This is a genomic window from Protofrankia sp. Cas3, from assembly GCF_963555955.1.
Classification (GTDB): domain Bacteria; phylum Actinomycetota; class Actinomycetes; order Frankiales; family Frankiaceae; genus Protofrankia.
This window is the reverse complement of the sequence record NZ_CAUVXP010000009.1, coordinates 42352-58879: the sequence shown is the minus strand read 5'-3', so window position 1 is coordinate 58879 and position 16528 is coordinate 42352. Positions and strand designations below refer to the sequence as shown.

At 68.3% G+C, this 16528-nt stretch carries 14 protein-coding genes and 1 pseudogene; 5 read left to right on the top strand and 10 right to left on the bottom strand.

Going from position 1 to position 16528, the window contains the following annotated elements:
• Positions 1 to 24 precede the first annotated feature (24 nt).
• From U9983_RS03570 to U9983_RS03550, 5 genes are all read right to left on the bottom strand, one after another.
• The gene (locus tag U9983_RS03570; RefSeq protein ID WP_322752639.1) at positions 25 to 2349 is read right to left on the bottom strand and encodes a heavy metal translocating P-type ATPase; all 2325 of its coding nucleotides are present in this window, start codon (positions 2347 to 2349) and stop codon (positions 25 to 27) included.
• A gap of 19 nt (positions 2350 to 2368) precedes the next feature.
• Complete coding sequence (locus tag U9983_RS03565; protein ID WP_322752638.1) at positions 2369 to 2593, bottom strand: heavy-metal-associated domain-containing protein; 225 nt, start codon at positions 2591 to 2593, stop codon at positions 2369 to 2371.
• A gap of 57 nt (positions 2594 to 2650) precedes the next feature.
• The gene (locus U9983_RS03560) at positions 2651 to 2941 is read right to left on the bottom strand and encodes a metal-sensitive transcriptional regulator (RefSeq protein WP_322750898.1); all 291 of its coding nucleotides are present in this window, start codon (positions 2939 to 2941) and stop codon (positions 2651 to 2653) included.
• 144 nt (positions 2942 to 3085) lie between these two features.
• On the bottom strand, positions 3086 to 4027 hold the full coding sequence (locus tag U9983_RS03555; RefSeq protein ID WP_322752637.1) for a hypothetical protein: 942 nt from the start codon (positions 4025 to 4027) through the stop codon (positions 3086 to 3088).
• 92 nt (positions 4028 to 4119) lie between these two features.
• Entirely contained in the window at positions 4120 to 4623 is a 504-nt protein-coding gene (locus U9983_RS03550; RefSeq protein WP_322752636.1) for a hypothetical protein, read from the bottom strand.
• Between the two features lie 313 nt (positions 4624 to 4936).
• Here U9983_RS03550 and U9983_RS03545 point away from each other — a divergent pair, with 313 nt between their 5' ends.
• Positions 4937 to 5986, top strand: coding sequence for a HoxN/HupN/NixA family nickel/cobalt transporter (locus U9983_RS03545; protein WP_416211267.1), 1050 nt, complete (start codon positions 4937 to 4939; stop codon positions 5984 to 5986).
• Positions 5987 to 6122: 136 nt separating this feature from the next.
• On the opposite strand, the gene U9983_RS03540 is transcribed toward U9983_RS03545, so the two are convergent.
• Positions 6123 to 8171, bottom strand: a complete 2049-nt coding sequence (locus tag U9983_RS03540) for a SpoIIE family protein phosphatase (protein ID WP_322752634.1) — start codon at positions 8169 to 8171, stop codon at positions 6123 to 6125.
• A gap of 497 nt (positions 8172 to 8668) precedes the next feature.
• On the opposite strand from U9983_RS03540, the gene U9983_RS03535 reads away from it, so the two are divergent.
• The 3 genes from U9983_RS03535 to U9983_RS03525 all read left to right on the top strand — a co-directional run bounded on the left by U9983_RS03535 (position 8669) and on the right by U9983_RS03525 (position 11552).
• Entirely contained in the window at positions 8669 to 9391 is a 723-nt protein-coding gene (locus tag U9983_RS03535; RefSeq protein ID WP_322752633.1) for a maleylpyruvate isomerase family mycothiol-dependent enzyme, read from the top strand.
• Positions 9392 to 9516: 125 nt separating this feature from the next.
• Entirely contained in the window at positions 9517 to 9948 is a 432-nt protein-coding gene (locus U9983_RS03530) for an SRPBCC family protein (protein WP_322752632.1), read from the top strand.
• 425 nt (positions 9949 to 10373) lie between these two features.
• Positions 10374 to 11552, top strand: coding sequence for an acyl-CoA dehydrogenase family protein (locus U9983_RS03525; RefSeq protein WP_322752631.1), 1179 nt, complete (start codon positions 10374 to 10376; stop codon positions 11550 to 11552).
• Positions 11553 to 11561: 9 nt separating this feature from the next.
• Here the strand turns inward: U9983_RS03525 and U9983_RS03520 are convergent.
• Positions 11562 to 11936, bottom strand: a pseudogene (locus U9983_RS03520) (LLM class flavin-dependent oxidoreductase); the annotation flags it as partial.
• Between the two features lie 262 nt (positions 11937 to 12198).
• Here U9983_RS03520 and U9983_RS03515 point away from each other — a divergent pair.
• Complete coding sequence (locus U9983_RS03515) at positions 12199 to 12675, top strand: hypothetical protein (RefSeq protein ID WP_322752630.1); 477 nt, start codon at positions 12199 to 12201, stop codon at positions 12673 to 12675.
• Between the two features lie 228 nt (positions 12676 to 12903).
• Here the strand turns inward: U9983_RS03515 and U9983_RS03510 are convergent, their stop codons facing one another.
• Genes U9983_RS03510 through U9983_RS03500 form a run of 3 tightly spaced genes read right to left on the bottom strand, consistent with a single transcriptional unit; the run spans position 12904 to position 16486 of the window.
• Positions 12904 to 15240, bottom strand: a complete 2337-nt coding sequence (locus U9983_RS03510; protein WP_322752652.1) for an FtsX-like permease family protein — start codon at positions 15238 to 15240, stop codon at positions 12904 to 12906.
• Positions 15240 to 15962, bottom strand: a complete 723-nt coding sequence (locus tag U9983_RS03505; RefSeq protein WP_322752629.1) for an ABC transporter ATP-binding protein — start codon at positions 15960 to 15962, stop codon at positions 15240 to 15242. The genes U9983_RS03510 and U9983_RS03505 overlap by 1 nt, the downstream gene beginning before the upstream one ends.
• Entirely contained in the window at positions 15959 to 16486 is a 528-nt protein-coding gene (locus U9983_RS03500) for a PadR family transcriptional regulator (protein WP_322752628.1), read from the bottom strand. Before U9983_RS03500 ends, U9983_RS03505 begins: the two co-directional genes overlap by 4 nt.
• Between the last annotated feature and the right edge of the window lie 42 nt (positions 16487 to 16528).

Sequence of the window (16528 nt, the reverse complement as noted above, 5' to 3'; positions counted from 1 at the left end):
TCGTCGTCGCTTTTGTGCTGGTCCCTACGTCACCGGCAGGCTGGAAGGGGCGTAGCCGGCGGGCTGGAAGTGGCGTAGCCGCAGGCTGTTGGAGACGACGAACAGCGAGCTCAACGCCATCGCCGCGCCGGCGATCAGCGGGTTGAGCAGGCCCGTGGCGGCGAGCGGCAGGGCGGCGATGTTGTAGGCGAACGCCCAGAACAGGTTTCCCTTGATGGTGGCGAGGGTGCGCCGGGCGAGGAGGATGGCGTCCACGGCCGCGCGCAGGTCCCCGCGGACCAGGGTGAGGTCGCCGGCTTCGATCGCGGCGTCCGTCCCGGTGCCCATGGCCAGGCCGAGGTCGGCCTGGGCGAGCGCGGCGGCGTCGTTGACGCCGTCGCCGACCATCGCGACGACCCGGCCCTGCGTCTGGAGCCGGGACACGACGTCGACCTTGTCCGTGGGGAGCACCTCGGCGATCACCTCGTCGATGCCGACCTGCGCGGCGACGGCGCGGGCGGCGCGGATGTTGTCGCCGGTGAGCAGCACCGGGGTCAGACCGAGGTCGCGCAGCCCACGGACCGCGTCGGCCGAGGTGGGTCTGACAGTGTCGGCGACGACGAGGACCGCGTGGGCGGCACCGTCCCAACCGGCGAAGACCGGTGTCCGGCCGTCCTGCTCGGCGGCCTGCGCTGCCACATCGAGTTCGTCGGGGATGTGGACCGAGCGGTCGGTCAGCAGCCGGCGGCGGCCGGCGACGACCGCGTGACCTGCGACGACCGCCTGCACGCCGAGTCCCTCGACGCTGCGGAAATCCGTCGCGTCCGGCAGGACGCCGACCCGTTCCCGTGCCCCGCGGGCGATCGCCCGGGCGATCGGATGCTCGGAGGCGTCCTCGACCGCGCCGACCAGCCGCAGCACCTCATCGGGGTCGACACCGGCGGCCGGCAGCAGGTCGACCAGGCTCATCCGCCCGGTGGTCACCGTTCCGGTCTTGTCCAGGACGACGGTGTCCACCCGCCGGGTCGATTCCAGCACCTCCGGCCCCTTGATCAGAATCCCGAGCTGGGCGGCCCGACCGCTACCGACAAGCAGGGCGGTGGGCGTCGCGAGGCCGAGCGCGCACGGGCAGGCGACGATCAGTACGGCGACGGCGGCGGTGAATGCGGCCGTCGCCCCGTCACCGAGTGCGAGCCACACCGTGAGGGTGGCGACAGCGAGGACGATCACCACCGGGACGAACACCGCCGAGACCCGATCGGCGAGCCGCGCGATCGCGGCCTTCCCGCTCTGCGCCGCCACGACCAGCGTCGCCATCTGCGCAAGCTGGGTGTCCCCACCCACCCGGGTCGCCCGGACCACCAGCCGACCGCCGGCGTTCAGCGTGGCGCCGGTGACCGCGTCGCCCGGGCTGACCTCGACCGGTAGTGACTCGCCGGTGAGCATGCTCGCGTCGACCGCGGAGCGGCCTTCCTCGACCACCCCGTCAGTGGCGATCTTCTCCCCCGGCCGGACGACGAAGCACTCCCCCACGGCCAACTGCTCCACGGGTAGCCGCTGCTCCCGGCCGTCGCGCAGGACCGCGACGTCTGTGACACCGAGCTCCAGCAACGCCCGCAGCGCGGCGCCGGCCCGGCGTTTGGCCCGCGCCTCGAAGTAGCGGCCGGCGAGGATGAACGTCGTCACCACCGCGGCAACCTCAAGGTAGATGCTGTCCGCGGCGCTGTCCCGGGTGGCCAGGAGCGTGAAGTGCATGGTCATGCCCCGCTCGCCGGCATGACCGAGGAACAGGGCGTACAACGACCAGCCGAACGCCGCGAGCGTACCGATGGAGATCAGCGTGTCCATGGTCGCCGCGCCGTGCCGCAGGTTCGTCCACGCCGCACGGTGGAACGGAAAGCCAGCCCACACCACGACCGGCGCGGCCAGCGTCAGCGACAGCCACTGCCAGTTCTCGAACTGCAACGCGGGCACCATCGCCAACAGCAGCACCGGCAGACTCAGCACCACGGCGACGACCAGCCGGGTACGCAGCGGACCGGTCTGATCCGCCTGCGCTGCCCCGGTGGTCTCGCCGGCATCCCCGTCGAGGCTCGCCACCGCGCCGGCCGGCCGCTCCGTTCGCGGCTGGGGCACGAAGGCCCGGTAGCCGGCCTTCTCCACCTCGACGATCAGGTCGGCTGCGGTGAGCCGGCCGGGGTGGACGACATGCGCCTGCTCGGTGGCGTAGTTGACCGCAGCGCTCACACCGTCAAGCCTGTTCAACCGCTTCTCGATGCGCGCCGCGCAGGACGCGCAGGTCATCCCCTCGATCGACAGGTTGGTGGCACCGCCGCCGACAGGCCGCGCGTCATCCACGGTCGCGCTCATCACGAATCTCCCTCCACCCTCAGCGATCTTTCGACGCCAGCCCGGCCAGTGCGTAGCCGGCCTCATCCACGGCGGTGCGAACCGCCGCCTCGTCGAGCGGCTGTTCGCTGGTCACGGTCACCGCGCCGGCGGAAAGATCGACGGAAACGTCGCTGACACCCGCAAGGCGGCCGATCTCGCTGCGCACCGCGCTGACGCAGTGCGCGCAGGTCATGCCGACAACGGTGTAGGTGGATGTGATCACAGCGGGTTCCTTCCGAATCAAATGATCAATATCGGGGCGGGTCGACCAGGTTTCAGGTCAGGACCGGACCAGGCGGGCGATCGCCGCCGAGGCCTCCCGTACCTTGCGGTCGGCCTCGTCACCGCCGGCCGCCGCGGCCCGCACGACGCAGTGCGTCAGGTGCTCATCAAGGAGGCCCAGCGCGACCGACTGTAGCGCCTTCGTCGCCGCCGACACCTGGGTCAGGATGTCGATGCAGTACTCCTCCTGCTCGACCATCCGCTGCAGCCCCCGGATCTGGCCTTCGATGCGGCGTAACCGCTTGAGGTGGTCGTCCTTGTTGCCGATGTAGCCATGACCGACGTCCATGAACCCTCCAACACCAATACCCACTAGGGGTATCCTGAGTCGAAACGCTATACCGGTACCAGGTATCGGTCAAGGAGCGGCCGGCAGGGAGCCGGGATCGCCAGGGCGAACCCGCGGAAGATCCCGGCTCCGGTCAGGTGACGGTCAGCCGACGGACAGGGTCACGACGGCGGTGTGCAGTACCGCCGCGGTCTGGAACTGCACGAACACCCGCCAGTTGCCGGCTTTCGCCATCATCGCCTCGAAGGACAGCGCCGGTCCGCCACCCGCAGCGCTGGTCGCGCCCACCGGGTGCAGATGAGCGAAGGCAAGGTCACCTTCGTGGAAGGCACTCAGGTGCGCGTAGGTGTCCAGGTAGGGCTGCAGGTCGGTGACGGGCGTGCCCTCCTTGGACACCGTGACCGTCAGCGTGTGCGCCGCCCCGGCCATCACCTCACCGGCCAGGGTCAGGGTGTAGCCGTCGACCTGTGTCGTGGTCGATGCGGGCGGCAGCGGCGTGACGGCGGACCTCCCGGCAACGGTGACCGGCTGGCTGAGGACCAGCGGCAGGTCCTGCCCCGAGCTGTTCGTGGTGATGAACGAGGCGTAGACCCGGTACGAGCCCGGCTGCACCGCGTCAAGGGGCACCGTCCAGGTACCGTCGCCGGCCATGGTCGGGTGCACGTGCTGGAAGCCGGTGAGATCGGACCGGACCAGATAGAGGTGCATCAACCTGGTCTGATCCGGCCTGAACGCGGTGACCGGTGCACCAGTTCCGCCCACGATCTGGAACCGGAACGGGGTCGGCGCATCGGCTGGCAGCGAGGACACAGCCGGGACGAACCGGAAACCGGATGCCTCGGCGGTGAGGCCGTCGCCCACCGGCTGTTCCGCCGTACCTGCCATCCCGGCGTGCCCCGATGCAGACGGCGCCATCATCGTGGGCGCCATCATCGTGGGCGCCGTCATGGTGTGTTGCATCGTCGGCGTGGTCGTGGAACCACCGCCACAGGCGGTGACCGTCAGTCCGACGGCAACGGTCACACCGGCCGCCACGAACACGGACCGGACACGGGCATGCGAACGCAACAAAATCGACATCGACATCAAGAATCTTCCCGGACGGCACGCGACGCTCGCGTGCGGGTGGACGGACACGTCAGCCGACCCGAGCCCTCGCTCCGGTCAGCGACGCCCTGTCACGTCCGGGACACGCACAACCTCACCAGCAGACACGAACCAGCCAGCGGTGGGGCGCGGCACCCATGACCCGCACGGTCGGCACCGGCGTTCCACAGCCGGACGGGCCACGCCCACGCGACCACGCCGAGCAGAAGGGCCAGCAGCCAGGCCAGCCCTGGCCGGGGAGGTGACGACACGCACAACGTGCCATGGCCGCGGCCATCACCTCTGACCACGGCCGGTGTCTGGGACACCGCGGACACCGCGGACACTGCGGACAGTGCGGGAAGTGCGGGAAGTGCCTGGCCGGTGGCCGGGAGGTACATCGCCATCTGCGCCATCGCGGCGGCCTCGTGGCCGGTGGTCGAACCGTGTACCGCCATCGTCGACCCCGCCGCGGCGCCACCGCCTGGGCATCCCTGCCCGGCCAGCACCCCGTGCATGACGAACAACCCGGCCAGCACCACGTATGCCAGCACCAACCGGCCGGTCGCCCGCGCCGGTGCGATCCTGCTGCCCACGGGGCTCCCTTCCCGATCGGCATTCCCAATCGGCCTTCCCGATCGGAACCGGCAACCCGGGCCGCGCAAGCAGCGGCTCCGCGTGGCACGGCGACCACCTGACATCGTAGTCGATCTACGTGGGCACCGCTGCTCGCACGCTCGGTGCTTGCGACGCCCACTATTGCGAATTTCTTGCATCTGAGAATATTGTGCGTCTAGGTTGTGCTGTCGCCCCGCCGATGAAAGCAGGTCGCTCATGACCACGCGCTCGCTCGCCACGCTCCCCCCGGCCGGCTCGTCCACGTCCCGGTGGCAACGTGTGCGCGGCTCCATGACCCGCCGTGAGTGGAGCCGCACGGCCGGCATGGCCGCGTTCATCCTGGCCCTGCACGTGATCGGCTGGTTCGTCCTCGTCGCAATCGTCGCGCCAGAGCACTACAGCCTGGGGACCAAGACCTTCGGCGTCGGTATCGGGGTGACCGCCTACACCCTGGGGATGCGCCACGCCTTCGACGCCGACCACATCTCGGCCATCGACAACACCACCCGTAAGCTCATGAACGACGGCCAGCGACCGCTGTCGGTCGGCTTCTGGTTCTCTCTCGGCCACTCCACCGTCGTCTTCGCGCTGGCGTTCCTGCTCTCGCTGGGCGTCAGAAGCCTGGCCGGTCCGGTAGGTGATGAGAACTCCGAGCTGCACAACGTCACCAGCCTGATCGGCACCACCGTCTCCGGCATCTTTCTCTATATTATCGCGATCATCAATATTGTTATCCTTGCCGGGATCTGGCGTGTCTTCCGGCAACTGCGCACCGGCGTCTTCGACGAGGCAGCGCTGGAGGACCAGCTGAACAACCGCGGCTTCATGAACCGTCTACTGGGCCGGTTGATGAAATCAATTACCAAACCCTGGCAGATGTACCCGTTGGGCGTGCTGTTCGGCCTCGGTTTCGACACCGCCACCGAGATCGCCCTGCTGGTGCTCGCCGGCTCCGGCGCCGCTTCCGGCCTGCCGTGGTACGCGATCCTGTGCCTTCCCGTCCTGTTTGCCGCGGGAATGAGCCTGCTCGACACCGTCGACGGATCGTTCATGAACTTCGCCTACGGCTGGGCATTCTCGAAACCGGTCCGTAAAGTTTACTACAACCTCACCATCACCGCACTGTCGGTGGCTGTCGCCGTCATCATCGGCACCATCGAACTCCTCGGGCTCATCGCCAAGAAACTCTCGCTGCACGGTGCGTTCTGGGACTGGATCAGCGGCCTGGATCTGAACATCGTCGGTTTCGTCATCGTCGGTATGTTCTTCGCCACCTGGGCTATCGCGCTGGCTGTGTGGAAAATCGGCCGTATCGAGGAGAAATGGACCGCCGACAGCTGATTGCGCCCGGCAGGAGGGTCGCGGCGTCGCGGGTCGATCCCGGGCAGGCCGGGCTCCACGACCAGCCGGCGATCGCCCGTCCCCGGTGCCAGTCGGGTTCGCAGTCAGTCGGGTTCGCAGTCAGTCGGGTTCGCAGTCAGTCGGGTTCGCCGAGATCGAGTTGGAACCAGACGGTTTTGCCGGTGCTGGTGGGTCTGGCGCCCCAGTTGGTGGCGAGTTCGGCGACGAGTTGCAGGCCCCGACCGCCTTCGTCGTCGTCGGTGGGGTGCAGGAGGCGGGGGACGCGGCTGTCGTCGTCGGAAACCTCGACATAGAGGGCGTCGCGACCCTGGCGGATGGCGAGTTCGAAGGGGGTGGCGGCGTAGCGGATGGCGTTGGTGACCAGTTCACTGACGAGCAGTTCGGTGATGTCGAGAAGTTCCGGGACTTTCCATTCGGTAAGACTGGCGATGGCGGCACTACGGGCGATCTTGGCGGCGCGGGGTTCCGGGGTGAGGATGAAGGTGTTGGTGTACGCGGTCGTCGCAACGGTGGCGTGGACGAGCAGGAGCGCGACGTCGTCGTCATAGCCGTCGGTGCGGTCGAGGAATGTCAGAAGCCGGTCAGCGGTGGCGTGGAGGGCGCCGGGGCGGGCGAGGACGCGTAGGAGGTGTCCGGTTCCTTCGTCTATGTCGATGGTGGCGGATTCGACGAGTCCGTCGGTGAACAGGGCGAGGATGGAGCCCGCGGGAAAGCGGTAACGGGTTTCGGTGACGGTCTGGCGGCCGACGCCGAGAATGACGTCGTGGGTGTCCCCACCGCCGTCGAGGAAGCGGACCTGGCCGTCGGGGTCGCGCATGACAGGGGGCAGGTGGCCGGCGTTGGCCACGGTGATGCTGGCGGTGGCGGGTTCCCAGATGGCGTAGATCGCGCTGACGAGCGTGCCGTCGGGCCCGGTTCCGATGGCGCGGACAAGATCATCAAGATTGGTCAACACATCGGCGGCGGTCAGGTCGAGGGCTGCGAAGGCGCGGACGGCGGCACGGACCTGGCCCATGGCTGCGGCCGCGGTCAGGCCGCGGCCCATGACGTCGCCGATGACGAGGGCGACCCGGCCGGCGGACAGCGGGATGACGTCGAACCAGTCGCCACCGACCTCAGTGCCGGCGGTTCCGGGTTCATAACGCCAGGCAACGTCCAGACCTTCGACGGGGGGCACGTCGCCGGGCAGCACGCTGCGTTGCAGGGTGACCGCGGCAGTGCGTTGCCGAGCGTAGGCGCGGGCGTTGGCGATCGCGGACGCGATCCGGCTCCCCAGTTCCCCGGCGGTCCGCGCGTCCACGTCGGTGTAGGTCCGCCCGGAAGGACCCAGGCCGAAGTGGACGACACCGTGAAACTCACCCCCCGCCACCAGCGGCACCGCCAGGCCGGAGCGGATACCGAAATGCCGGCGATAGTCCTCCGTGCCGGGAATCGCAATGCGGTCGACCATTTCCTGGTCGAACGTCAAATGGATGGGGCGCCCCAGCGTCAGGGCAAGGTGGCCGGGAGTACCAGGCCGCATCTCGAGAAGGCGCCCGGCGGTGTCGTCGGCTCCGGGCAGGGGCGGAGTCCCAGGCAGGTGCGCCCAGACCACTCTGCGCATCAGCAGCCGGTCCGGCCTCGCATCGGGGTCCATCGGCTCGTCGGTCAGCAGCACCACGCACTCGTCGGTGAACTCCGGGACGACGAGCTCGACCAGCTCCTGCAGGGTCGCAGCCAGGTCCAGCGACGCTCCGACCAGCCCGCTGGCCCGGCCGAGCAGCCGCAGCCGCCGCTCCACCGCGTCACGCTCGGCCTCTGCCCTACGCTGATCGGTGACATCGGCCACCGCCTGACCGACCGCTACCGTTACGCCGCAACAATCCCGCAGCGGGTAGCAGGAGACACGGTGGATGCGTTCCTCGGGCCAGCGGAGCCGGGTCACGTCGATGATCTCCACATCGAGGCTCGCCTGCCCGGTCGCCAGTACGTGGCGGGCCATGTCCCATGCGGCGGACGCCACCTCGGGCATCACCGCGGGTGCGGGCCTGCCCACGATCTCCTCGGCGGTCAGCCCAGTCAGCGCGAGCATCGCCTGGTTGACCCGAAGTACCCTCAGCTCGCGGTCAAAGATCGTCAGGGCGATCGGGACAACCTCGAACAGCTCACCGGCTAAGGCCGACACAGCCAGCTTCCCCGACCCCGCCGTGGTGCGCGGTCCCGGGGGACCCGACTGGCTGTTCATGGACGTGTTGTACCCCCGAAGCCGTGGCGTCGCATCCAGGTGCTCGTGCACTTCCCGTGCTCGTCGGCACCAAACGTCCAGGTGGCCGCCGCACTGATGCAGGGCCGGGGTCCCGTGACACCTCCTCGGCTGCCTACCGTGCGTCACCAACCGTTCTGGACGTGGACGGGACCCCGGTCGCCGGCCGCCGGCCGCCGGCCGAATTCGCCAACGCCGGCTCGGGGACTCCGGTAGGTCATCCATGTATTACGCGGACGCGATCCGCATCGAGTTCGGATTGTGACACTGCGAACCTAACGTCGCAGCAGCGTCCCTGGCCTTCGGACCGGTCGAGCAACCTCGTGCCGACAAACCGGTGACGACCCGCGTCGCCGTCAGCTGCCGCCGCAGGGCAACGCTGGCAACCCTGTCGGGTGCAGACTCACCATGTGGACACCATGGACTATCCGAACCTGATCCGCCATGAGGGCGAGGCGCTGCTGAGCGCCGTGACCGGCAACCTCGACCGCCCGGTGCCCACATGTCCCGGCTGGGATGCCCGCCGGCTTGTCGGTCATGTCGGACGTGTGCTGGAGGCCCAGACGACCCACATACGCCGGGCGACGACGCAGCCGCCGGAGCGGGTCGGACCGCCGCCGACCGGCGACACCGAACTGATCGACTACTACCATCAATGTCTCGACCTGGCGGTCGACATCCTCACCTCGGTCGACGCCGACCTGCCCGCGTGGAACTTCACGCTGGCGCCGAAGATCGCCCGATTCTGGCCCCGCAGGCTGGCACACGAACTGCTCGTACACCGGTACGACGCGGCGAACTGCGCCGGCCTGACATGGACGGTCGAGCCGACCTTCGCCGCTGACGGGGTGGACGAGGTGCTCACCGTCCTGCTTCCGGCCGCCAGGGCGGCCGGGGTGACGCCGGTCGCCGCCGACGGGAGCGCGCACGTACACCTCACCGACACCGATGGGGAATGGCTGGTCCGGTTGGACGGCACGACGGTCGAGGTGAGCGTCGGCCACGCGAAAGGGGACGGGGTGCTGCGCGGACCGGCCGACAAGGTACTGCTGGCGCTGTGGGGACGGGTGGCGCCGGACTCGGACGGCCTCATAGTCCTCGGTTCCGCAGAACTCATCCAAGCACTGCTGCCTGGGCGGTGACACAGGGTGTCCGGGATGGCGGATTCGACGCCGATTCCGGCCGCTCTGAATTGCCCGCCGGCGGGATAGCAAGAACCGCAACGTGGCTGTTGACAGGTATTCGCCGCAGCAGCGAAGATTCGACCATGGCGACTGTTTCGGCGAGTACGCTCTGTATCGCACCATTGGATAGTGTATGGGCTACGCTGACCGACCTGTCCAGGTATCCGGACTGGAACACCGTGCACATCTCCTTCCCCAAAGGAGCACCCGCGGCCCTCGAGCCGTCGTCGACGTTCACCCAGAAAATATCGAACATGGGAACGTCCGCCGAGGTCAGATGGACGATCATGACGGTGGAGCCACCACGGCTGCTGGAGTTCAAAGGCCTCGGTCCGATGAATACCTCCGTCCAGACGTCCTACGAGGTCGACACGGTCGAGGGAGGCACCCGGGTCACCGTTACGAACGAATTCACCGGCACCATGGTCAGAATCGGGGGCAGACGACTCACCACCTCCGCGCAGACTGCTCTTGAAACATCGCTGGCGAAATTCAAGGACGTTGTCGAGTACTGATCCTGGTGGATGCACCGAACGATTTTCGTGATCTTTTTTGATCTTTCGGAAGCGGTTCTCCGGGATTCCGATGACGATAGTCGAGTGTCCGAGGGGGACTCGGCCACTACGCCTACGGACGAGTTTCGGGCATCCACAACCAGCGAGGAGCATTCGGGCCGGGGATCCGCTTGGACGGGGCGTGAAGGTACGGATCGGGATCGCGCCCGGAGCGGACTCCGGCGACAGTTTCGCGGACATCGTCGGCCGGCTTGACGAACTCGGTGTGGACTCCCTGTGGCTGCCGGAGCTTGTGTCCGCACCGACTACGTCGGTCATGACCCCACCTGCGGAAGGCTTTCTTCCTGTCCGGCGGCGTTCGTCCGCCGAACAAGCTCGGATAATGGACACTCGGTACTGTGCTGAGCCACGGGTGTACACGCCCCATGCTCCTAAATGGGAACCATCCTTGCGACGAGACCACGGAATGGACCGCACGCGTCGAGACGATCACTCCGGTGCTCGCCCGGCACCGAGACCAGGCTGAACACGAACGGGCCACTCCCCCCGCCGTCATCGACGCGCTACGCGAACAGAACATCCACCGGATGTGGGTCTCCCGCGCCTTCGGCGGCGGACAGGTCAGCGTCCAGACCGGCTCGGCCGTCCTGCAGGCACTCGCCCGCGTCGACGCATCCGTCGCCTGGCAGATGGGGGTCCAGGGTGCCATCGGCCGGATGTCGGACTATCTACCGGAGCCGGTGGCACACCGGCTCTTCCGCGAGAACACGAGACTGGTGGTCGGCGGCATCAACCCGACCGGGCAGGCCGAACCCGTGCCCGGCGGATACCGGCTACACGGCACATGGTCGTTCGCCAGCGGCTCGGCGCACGCCAGCTGGCTGGTCGCCACCGCGATGCTCCCGGATGACCACGCGTCATGCACGCCCCCCACCGGGCCACGGACACACATGTTCTTCGTGCCGACCAGTGCCGTCCGCTTCGTGGACGACTGGTTCACCGCGGGACTACGAGGCACGGGAAGCACAACCTTCTGCGTCGAGGACCTGGTCGTCCCCGCGGACCACACGATCGACGGCTCGCTCCTGCGACGGCCCCCCGCCGGTCGGACCTCCCGGGCCTACCCGATCGCCTACTACGACTTCGCCACGTTCACGACCGCGTCGACAGCACTGGGAATCGCCCAGGACGCCCTCGAGACCTTCCGGTCGCTGGCCCGAGAGAAAATCCCTGCCAGGGCGACGAGCCCGCTGGCCGCCAGCCACACCGTGCAGGCGGGGCTAGCCCGCGCGGAGATCCTGGTCCGGACAAGCGCTCTACTGCTCACCGACGCGGCCGACCACGCAACGGCACACGGCGAGCAAGGCCGGGACAACCTCAGCGCACTGATCCGCCTGGCGGCCGCAGCCGTCGCCGAGAACACCGCAGCAGCCGTGGACACCCTCTACGATCTGGCTGGAACGAGCTCCCTCCACACCGCCAGCCGGCTGGACCGCTGCTTCCGTGACATCCACGCGGCGGTCAAGCACATCACCCTGTCTCCGACGAATTTCGAGATGGTCGGGCAGTACCTGCTGGGCGGGGCACTCCTGACACGACGGTGAACCCCGTGGTCAGTCCAGACCTGCCCACGCCTGGGCGAGGAGTTCGTAGGAACGCACCCGGGCGGCGTGGTCGTGGGTAACGGTGGTGATGAGCAGCTCGTCGGCGCCGGTGACGTCCCGCAGCGTGCGCAGCCCCCGGACGACGGTCGCGGGTGAACCGACGAACTGGGTATCGACCCGATCCGCGACCAGCGCACGGTCCTCCTCCGTCCACGGGAAGGCCGTCACCTCGGCCGGCGTGAGATAGGGGACGACGCCCTCACCCCTGCGGATACTGCCCGCCCACGGGCCGTACCCGCCCGCCAGCCGGCGGGCGGTCACGTCATCGTCGGCGACGACGACGTCCGCGGAGACCATGACGTACGGTGCACGCAGCGTCTCCGAATTTTCCTACCTTCAGGACCATCCGACCGGCGGAGATCGACTGCCTGCCAAGTCAGGAATAAGGCGCAGATTGTTCCACAACATATGAGGATATCATCCTCTTCTCTCCCCTGCGCGCTTCTGCCGATCGACAAAAGCGGGACGGCTCCAGCCAGGGGCGGTCAGCGATGTTGATCGTACGCTATTCCGGAAAAGTGTCCGCCGTCCGCCGGCAATACGGGACGGCCTGTTCGACGCGCCGGCGTCCAGACGAGGAGTGCCCATGGAAACAGGCCCGGTGGTGACCCCGTCCGATACCGTCGAGCCGTCGGCACGGGAATTCTTTCTCCCCGAATTGCCGCGCTCCCTCCCGTTCGCCTACCACCCGAAGGCCGCACAGATCGAGTTCGCCTCGAACGGCTGGGTGCGGGCACAGCTCGGCGAGTGCTTCGCGACCGAAGAGGACCTGCTGTTCTTCCTGCGCCAGCGAAACGGAATCTACGGTCCCCTCACCGTGCCGAACGCCGACGACCAGCGGGCTCGGGACATCGCCGACTGGTACCAGTACGTGACAGTGATCGACAGCTTCGTCTCGGACCGGTCGGCCCTCTGCGCCAGTGACAGCAAGGCCCGCGAGGTCTTCGCCAACATCATCGCCGACTTCCACGGCCGTGTCCTCGGCGTAAGCCGGGCGTGCCCCGAACGTAACCGCTCTGATCAAGTCGACGGAGGTCGCGCTCTCTGCCGTCTGACGCCGTGAGCCTCCGTCCCGACCCGAGCTTGGGTGCCGCGCTGTCATCGTCCGCACATGTCTGCGTGATGAAGGCTGGGCTCCGTATCTGTACTTCCACTCGGCGCGGGCCGACATGCATTGCCGCCTGGGTGATCACGCCCAGGCGGCGGCCTACCGCCTCGCACGAAAGCGTCCGTCGAGCCCTACAGAACCGCAGCGTCGGCAGCTCCACAATGACCGCGTGATTCCGCCGGGCTATTCGACACGTGCGTTGTTCGGTTCGGTGATGCGTGTGAGTAGTGGGAGGGCGGTGAGGATCACTGCCAGGGATACGGCCAGGCCACCGCTGATGGTCAGGTAGTAGATGTGACCGGGCAGTGCGGCGGACCCGCCCTTGATGGCCAGCTGGCTGACGATCGGTACCGCGACGGCGAGACCTGCGGCGGCGGCCACGGCTGCCGCCACGACCAGTGGTAATGTCGATTCGAGCAGAACCACCCGGTAGAGGGTGGAGGTCGGGGTGCCGGTCAGGCGCAGCAGGGTGAACGGTCGTTTGCGTTCCAGCAGGCTTCCTCCGACCGCCACAGCGAGGCCGCAGCCCGCGACGAACAAGGTTATTGCGACCACGACCAGCGTGATCTGTTCGATTTCATCGAAGAGGACCGCCCTGGTGTGGGCGACTTCACCGAAGGTCTTCGGCGCGTCGGTCGCTGTCGACTGTGCGATGTAGATCGTCAGCAGCGTACGGACTTTCTCCAGCGTCGCGGGATCGTCGGTTTTGATCAGCACCGCTCCCAGAGCCAGGCCGGCGAGATCGTCAGCGACGGCGGCGCTGGCGTGGTCGACGATGGGCAGGTCCTTCTCGGCCGCCAGCATGTTGTCGGTACCCAGAAGGAGCCCGAAATCGGCGTTCACGGCCTGCACGCCCGGGGTGCACTGCCCGAGCGCGGCGAACTGGATGAGATTTTCGCAGCTGACGAGGTGGCCGATACCGGGGGGCCACCCGGTATCGGATGACGTCTGGGGCTGGCTGTCGTGCGCCGTCGGGGTGTACAGCGCCAGCGCGGTGACGCCGGGATAGGACCGCAGCCGGTGCAGGAGAGCGGCGCCGGTCTGCGGGGACAGCCCCTGCTGAGCGGATGCGAGGCTGAATTCGCTGGGGATGGGGGCTGTACCGCAGTCGCCCGCGCAGGTGGTCGGTATCGGCGCGAACGAGGCCCGCAGCACGGTGCGCAGCGTGCCGCCGCCGACCGCCTGCTGGCCCGAGATGATCGCTGGTATGAGCCCGGCGATCGCCGTCCCGATGAAGACGGCCAGCACGAGCCCGCTGACGGAGCGGAAGGCGGCTGTGGGGTTGTCGGCCAGTCGCCGTGCGGCCAGCAGCGTCGCGGCACCGCGCGCGGACCGGGCGACCAGACGCGCGGCCTGCATCGTGAGCCAGGAGCCGCCCACGACCAACCCGGCCATGATCAGCATGAGACCGAGGAAGGTGACCGAAAGGTCATGGGGAGGTTGGCGGCCGGCCGTCTGGGCTCCGTTGTTGTTGCCGAGCGTTGCCGGGCCTATGAACAGGAGCATGCCGATCAGGAGCGGAAGAACCCGCCACGCCCGGGGATCGGTGGGTGTCGTCTTTCGGCTGACGCCGAGCGGAGAGATCCGCACCCGCCGCAGCGACCACAGCGCTGCACCGACCGCCGCGAGTGGGACGCCGATGAGGACGGCGGCGTACTCGGACCCGGTCGCGGTGACCACGTCGGGGAAATAGCGTGCGCCGGTGATCGCGACGTCCGCGACCGCAGGCCGCAGCAGCTGGAAGATCCAGATGCCTGCCAGCGTGCCGAACATGGCGCCGACGAGCGCGTCCATCGACGCGATGACATTGATCTGGCGTGCTGTCGCACCGACCAGCCGCAACGCCGCGAAGCGCTCCTCGCGGCGAGCGGCTGCCAGCCGGGTGGCCGTGCCGATGAGGATCAGCAGCGGGAAGATCAGCGCGATCGCGGCGAGGCCGAATCCGTACTGGTACAGGCTGGTGGTGCTGGCGACGACGGGCTTGGTCGCGATGGCGCTGACCTGCATTGTGGACGGGATCGCGGCCAGTCGTTCGGGCGCGTACCCGATGATGATCGCTAGTTCATCCGGGCTGGACAGCGCCGCGTCGCCGACCACGCCGGCCTGCACACCGGGGAACCGGTCACCGAGTTCGTCGCGTGGTACCGAGGCCAGCAGCGTGGCCAGCGCCGGTGAGGCGTAGTACTGTCCCGCGCCGGGCAGTCTGGGGACGCCCGGCACGACAGGTGCCTGCGGGCCAAGGGCCGCCACGTCGAGCCGCTCGATGGGGTGGCCCTGGTAGTAGTCGAGGCTGTAGTTCCACAGCTCGCTGTTCGGGGCGCCCGGTGTGGGGCGGGCAGGCGCCGCCCCGTGCGTGCACTCCCAGCACGGCCGGTTGTTGGTCGCCTGGAAAGCGTGCAGATCGGCCAGCACCGACAGCAGCACCGCGACGCCGACCGTGACCGCCGACGCCATCAACACGAGTCTGATGAGGGCCTCCCTGCCGCTACGCAGCGACAGCGCCAGACCCAGCCGGACCATCACGGGATGACCTGTGTCACGTAGGGGTTGATGACCGTGCCATCGCGCACCATGACCTCGCGGTCGGCACAGGCGGCCACCCGAGCGTCGTGGGTCACCAGGATCACGGTCGTGCCCTCTTCGCGGGCGAGGTCGACCAGCAGACCCATGACGTGCTCGCCCGTCAGGGAGTCGAGCGAACCGGTCGGCTCGTCGGCGAACAGGACGGTGGGCTGGGCGACGAGCGCCCGGGCGAGCGCGACCCGCTGCGCCTGGCCGCCGGACAGCTCCCCGGTACGCCTACCACCGAGGCCGTCGAGCCCCAGCCGATTCAACCATGATCCGGCCCGGCGGTAGGCCTCTTTGCGGTTGACCCGCCCCAGCAGCAGCGGCAGGGCGATGTTGTCCGCCGCGCTCAGCTCGGGCACCAGCTGGCCAAACTGAAAGACGAACCCGAAACTCGTGCGCCGCAGCTGCGTCCGCTTGGTGTCGCTGAGCGTGTCGAGCCGTCGCCCGTCGAACCAGACCTCGCCGCGGTCCGGCGTGAAGATCCCGGCCAGGCAGTGCAACAGCGTCGACTTTCCCGAGCCGCTCGGCCCCATGACGGCCAGGATCTCCCCGGCGGCCACCGACACGCAGGCGTCCTGCAGTGCGGGCGTCGGGCCGAACGACCGGTAGACGCCGCGGGCCTCGATCATGCAGCCGCGGGAAGCGGGTGCGGCGGGCAGGTCGTCGGTTCTCATGCGGCACGCACCATGTCTGCCAGGACGGTGAGCCGCTCCGAGGTGACGTCGATCCACCGCAGGTCGGCCTCGAGATGAAACAGGCCATGATCGGCCAGAAGGGCGTCAATCAGAGCGCCGGTGCGCTTGACCTCGGTCAGCTCCCGCATGCGCTGCAGATGCGCCGCACGCTGGGCGTCGAGGTAGCCTCCGGCGTCGCGTCCCAACATCAGCGCCAGCACGACCTTGGTGAACAGCACCGTCTGCAGGTGCGGCTCGCCGTGCACCGGCTCGGTGAGCCACGCCTCGACCTCGGTCTTCCCGACGGTGGTGATGGCGTAGCGCTTGCGGTCCGGTCCCCCGCCGGGCTCGCTCTGTCCGGCCGTGACCTTGCCGTCTCGGGCGAGCCGTCCAAGAGTGGCGTAGACCTGACCGAAGGGCAGCGGCTTGCCCCGTCCGAAAAACGCGTCGTAGTCGTGTTTGAGGTCGTATCCGTGGCTCGGCTCACGGTCGAGCAGCCCAAGAAGGGTCAGCGGAACACTCATGTCGGTGACAATACTCTGAGAGTAGACTCGACATCTATACAC

Coding starts and splice junctions, on each gene's coding strand:
- U9983_RS03570 (WP_322752639.1), bottom strand. CDS start 2,349: ATGAGCGCGACCGTGGATGACGCGCGGCCTGTCGGCGGCGGTGCCACC.
- U9983_RS03530 (WP_322752632.1), top strand. CDS start 9,517: ATGGCGACTGTTTCGGCGAGTACGCTCTGTATCGCACCATTGGATAGT.
- U9983_RS03505 (WP_322752629.1), bottom strand. CDS start 15,962: ATGAGAACCGACGACCTGCCCGCCGCACCCGCTTCCCGCGGCTGCATG.
- U9983_RS03500 (WP_322752628.1), bottom strand. CDS start 16,486: ATGAGTGTTCCGCTGACCCTTCTTGGGCTGCTCGACCGTGAGCCGAGC.
- U9983_RS03545 (WP_416211267.1), top strand. CDS start 4,937: ATGACCCGCCGTGAGTGGAGCCGCACGGCCGGCATGGCCGCGTTCATC.
- U9983_RS03515 (WP_322752630.1), top strand. CDS start 12,199: ATGGAAACAGGCCCGGTGGTGACCCCGTCCGATACCGTCGAGCCGTCG.
- U9983_RS03560 (WP_322750898.1), bottom strand. CDS start 2,941: ATGGACGTCGGTCATGGCTACATCGGCAACAAGGACGACCACCTCAAG.
- U9983_RS03535 (WP_322752633.1), top strand. CDS start 8,669: ATGGACTATCCGAACCTGATCCGCCATGAGGGCGAGGCGCTGCTGAGC.
- U9983_RS03510 (WP_322752652.1), bottom strand. CDS start 15,240: ATGGTCCGGCTGGGTCTGGCGCTGTCGCTGCGTAGCGGCAGGGAGGCC.
- U9983_RS03555 (WP_322752637.1), bottom strand. CDS start 4,027: ATGTCGATGTCGATTTTGTTGCGTTCGCATGCCCGTGTCCGGTCCGTG.
- U9983_RS03525 (WP_322752631.1), top strand. CDS start 10,374: ATGCTCCTAAATGGGAACCATCCTTGCGACGAGACCACGGAATGGACC.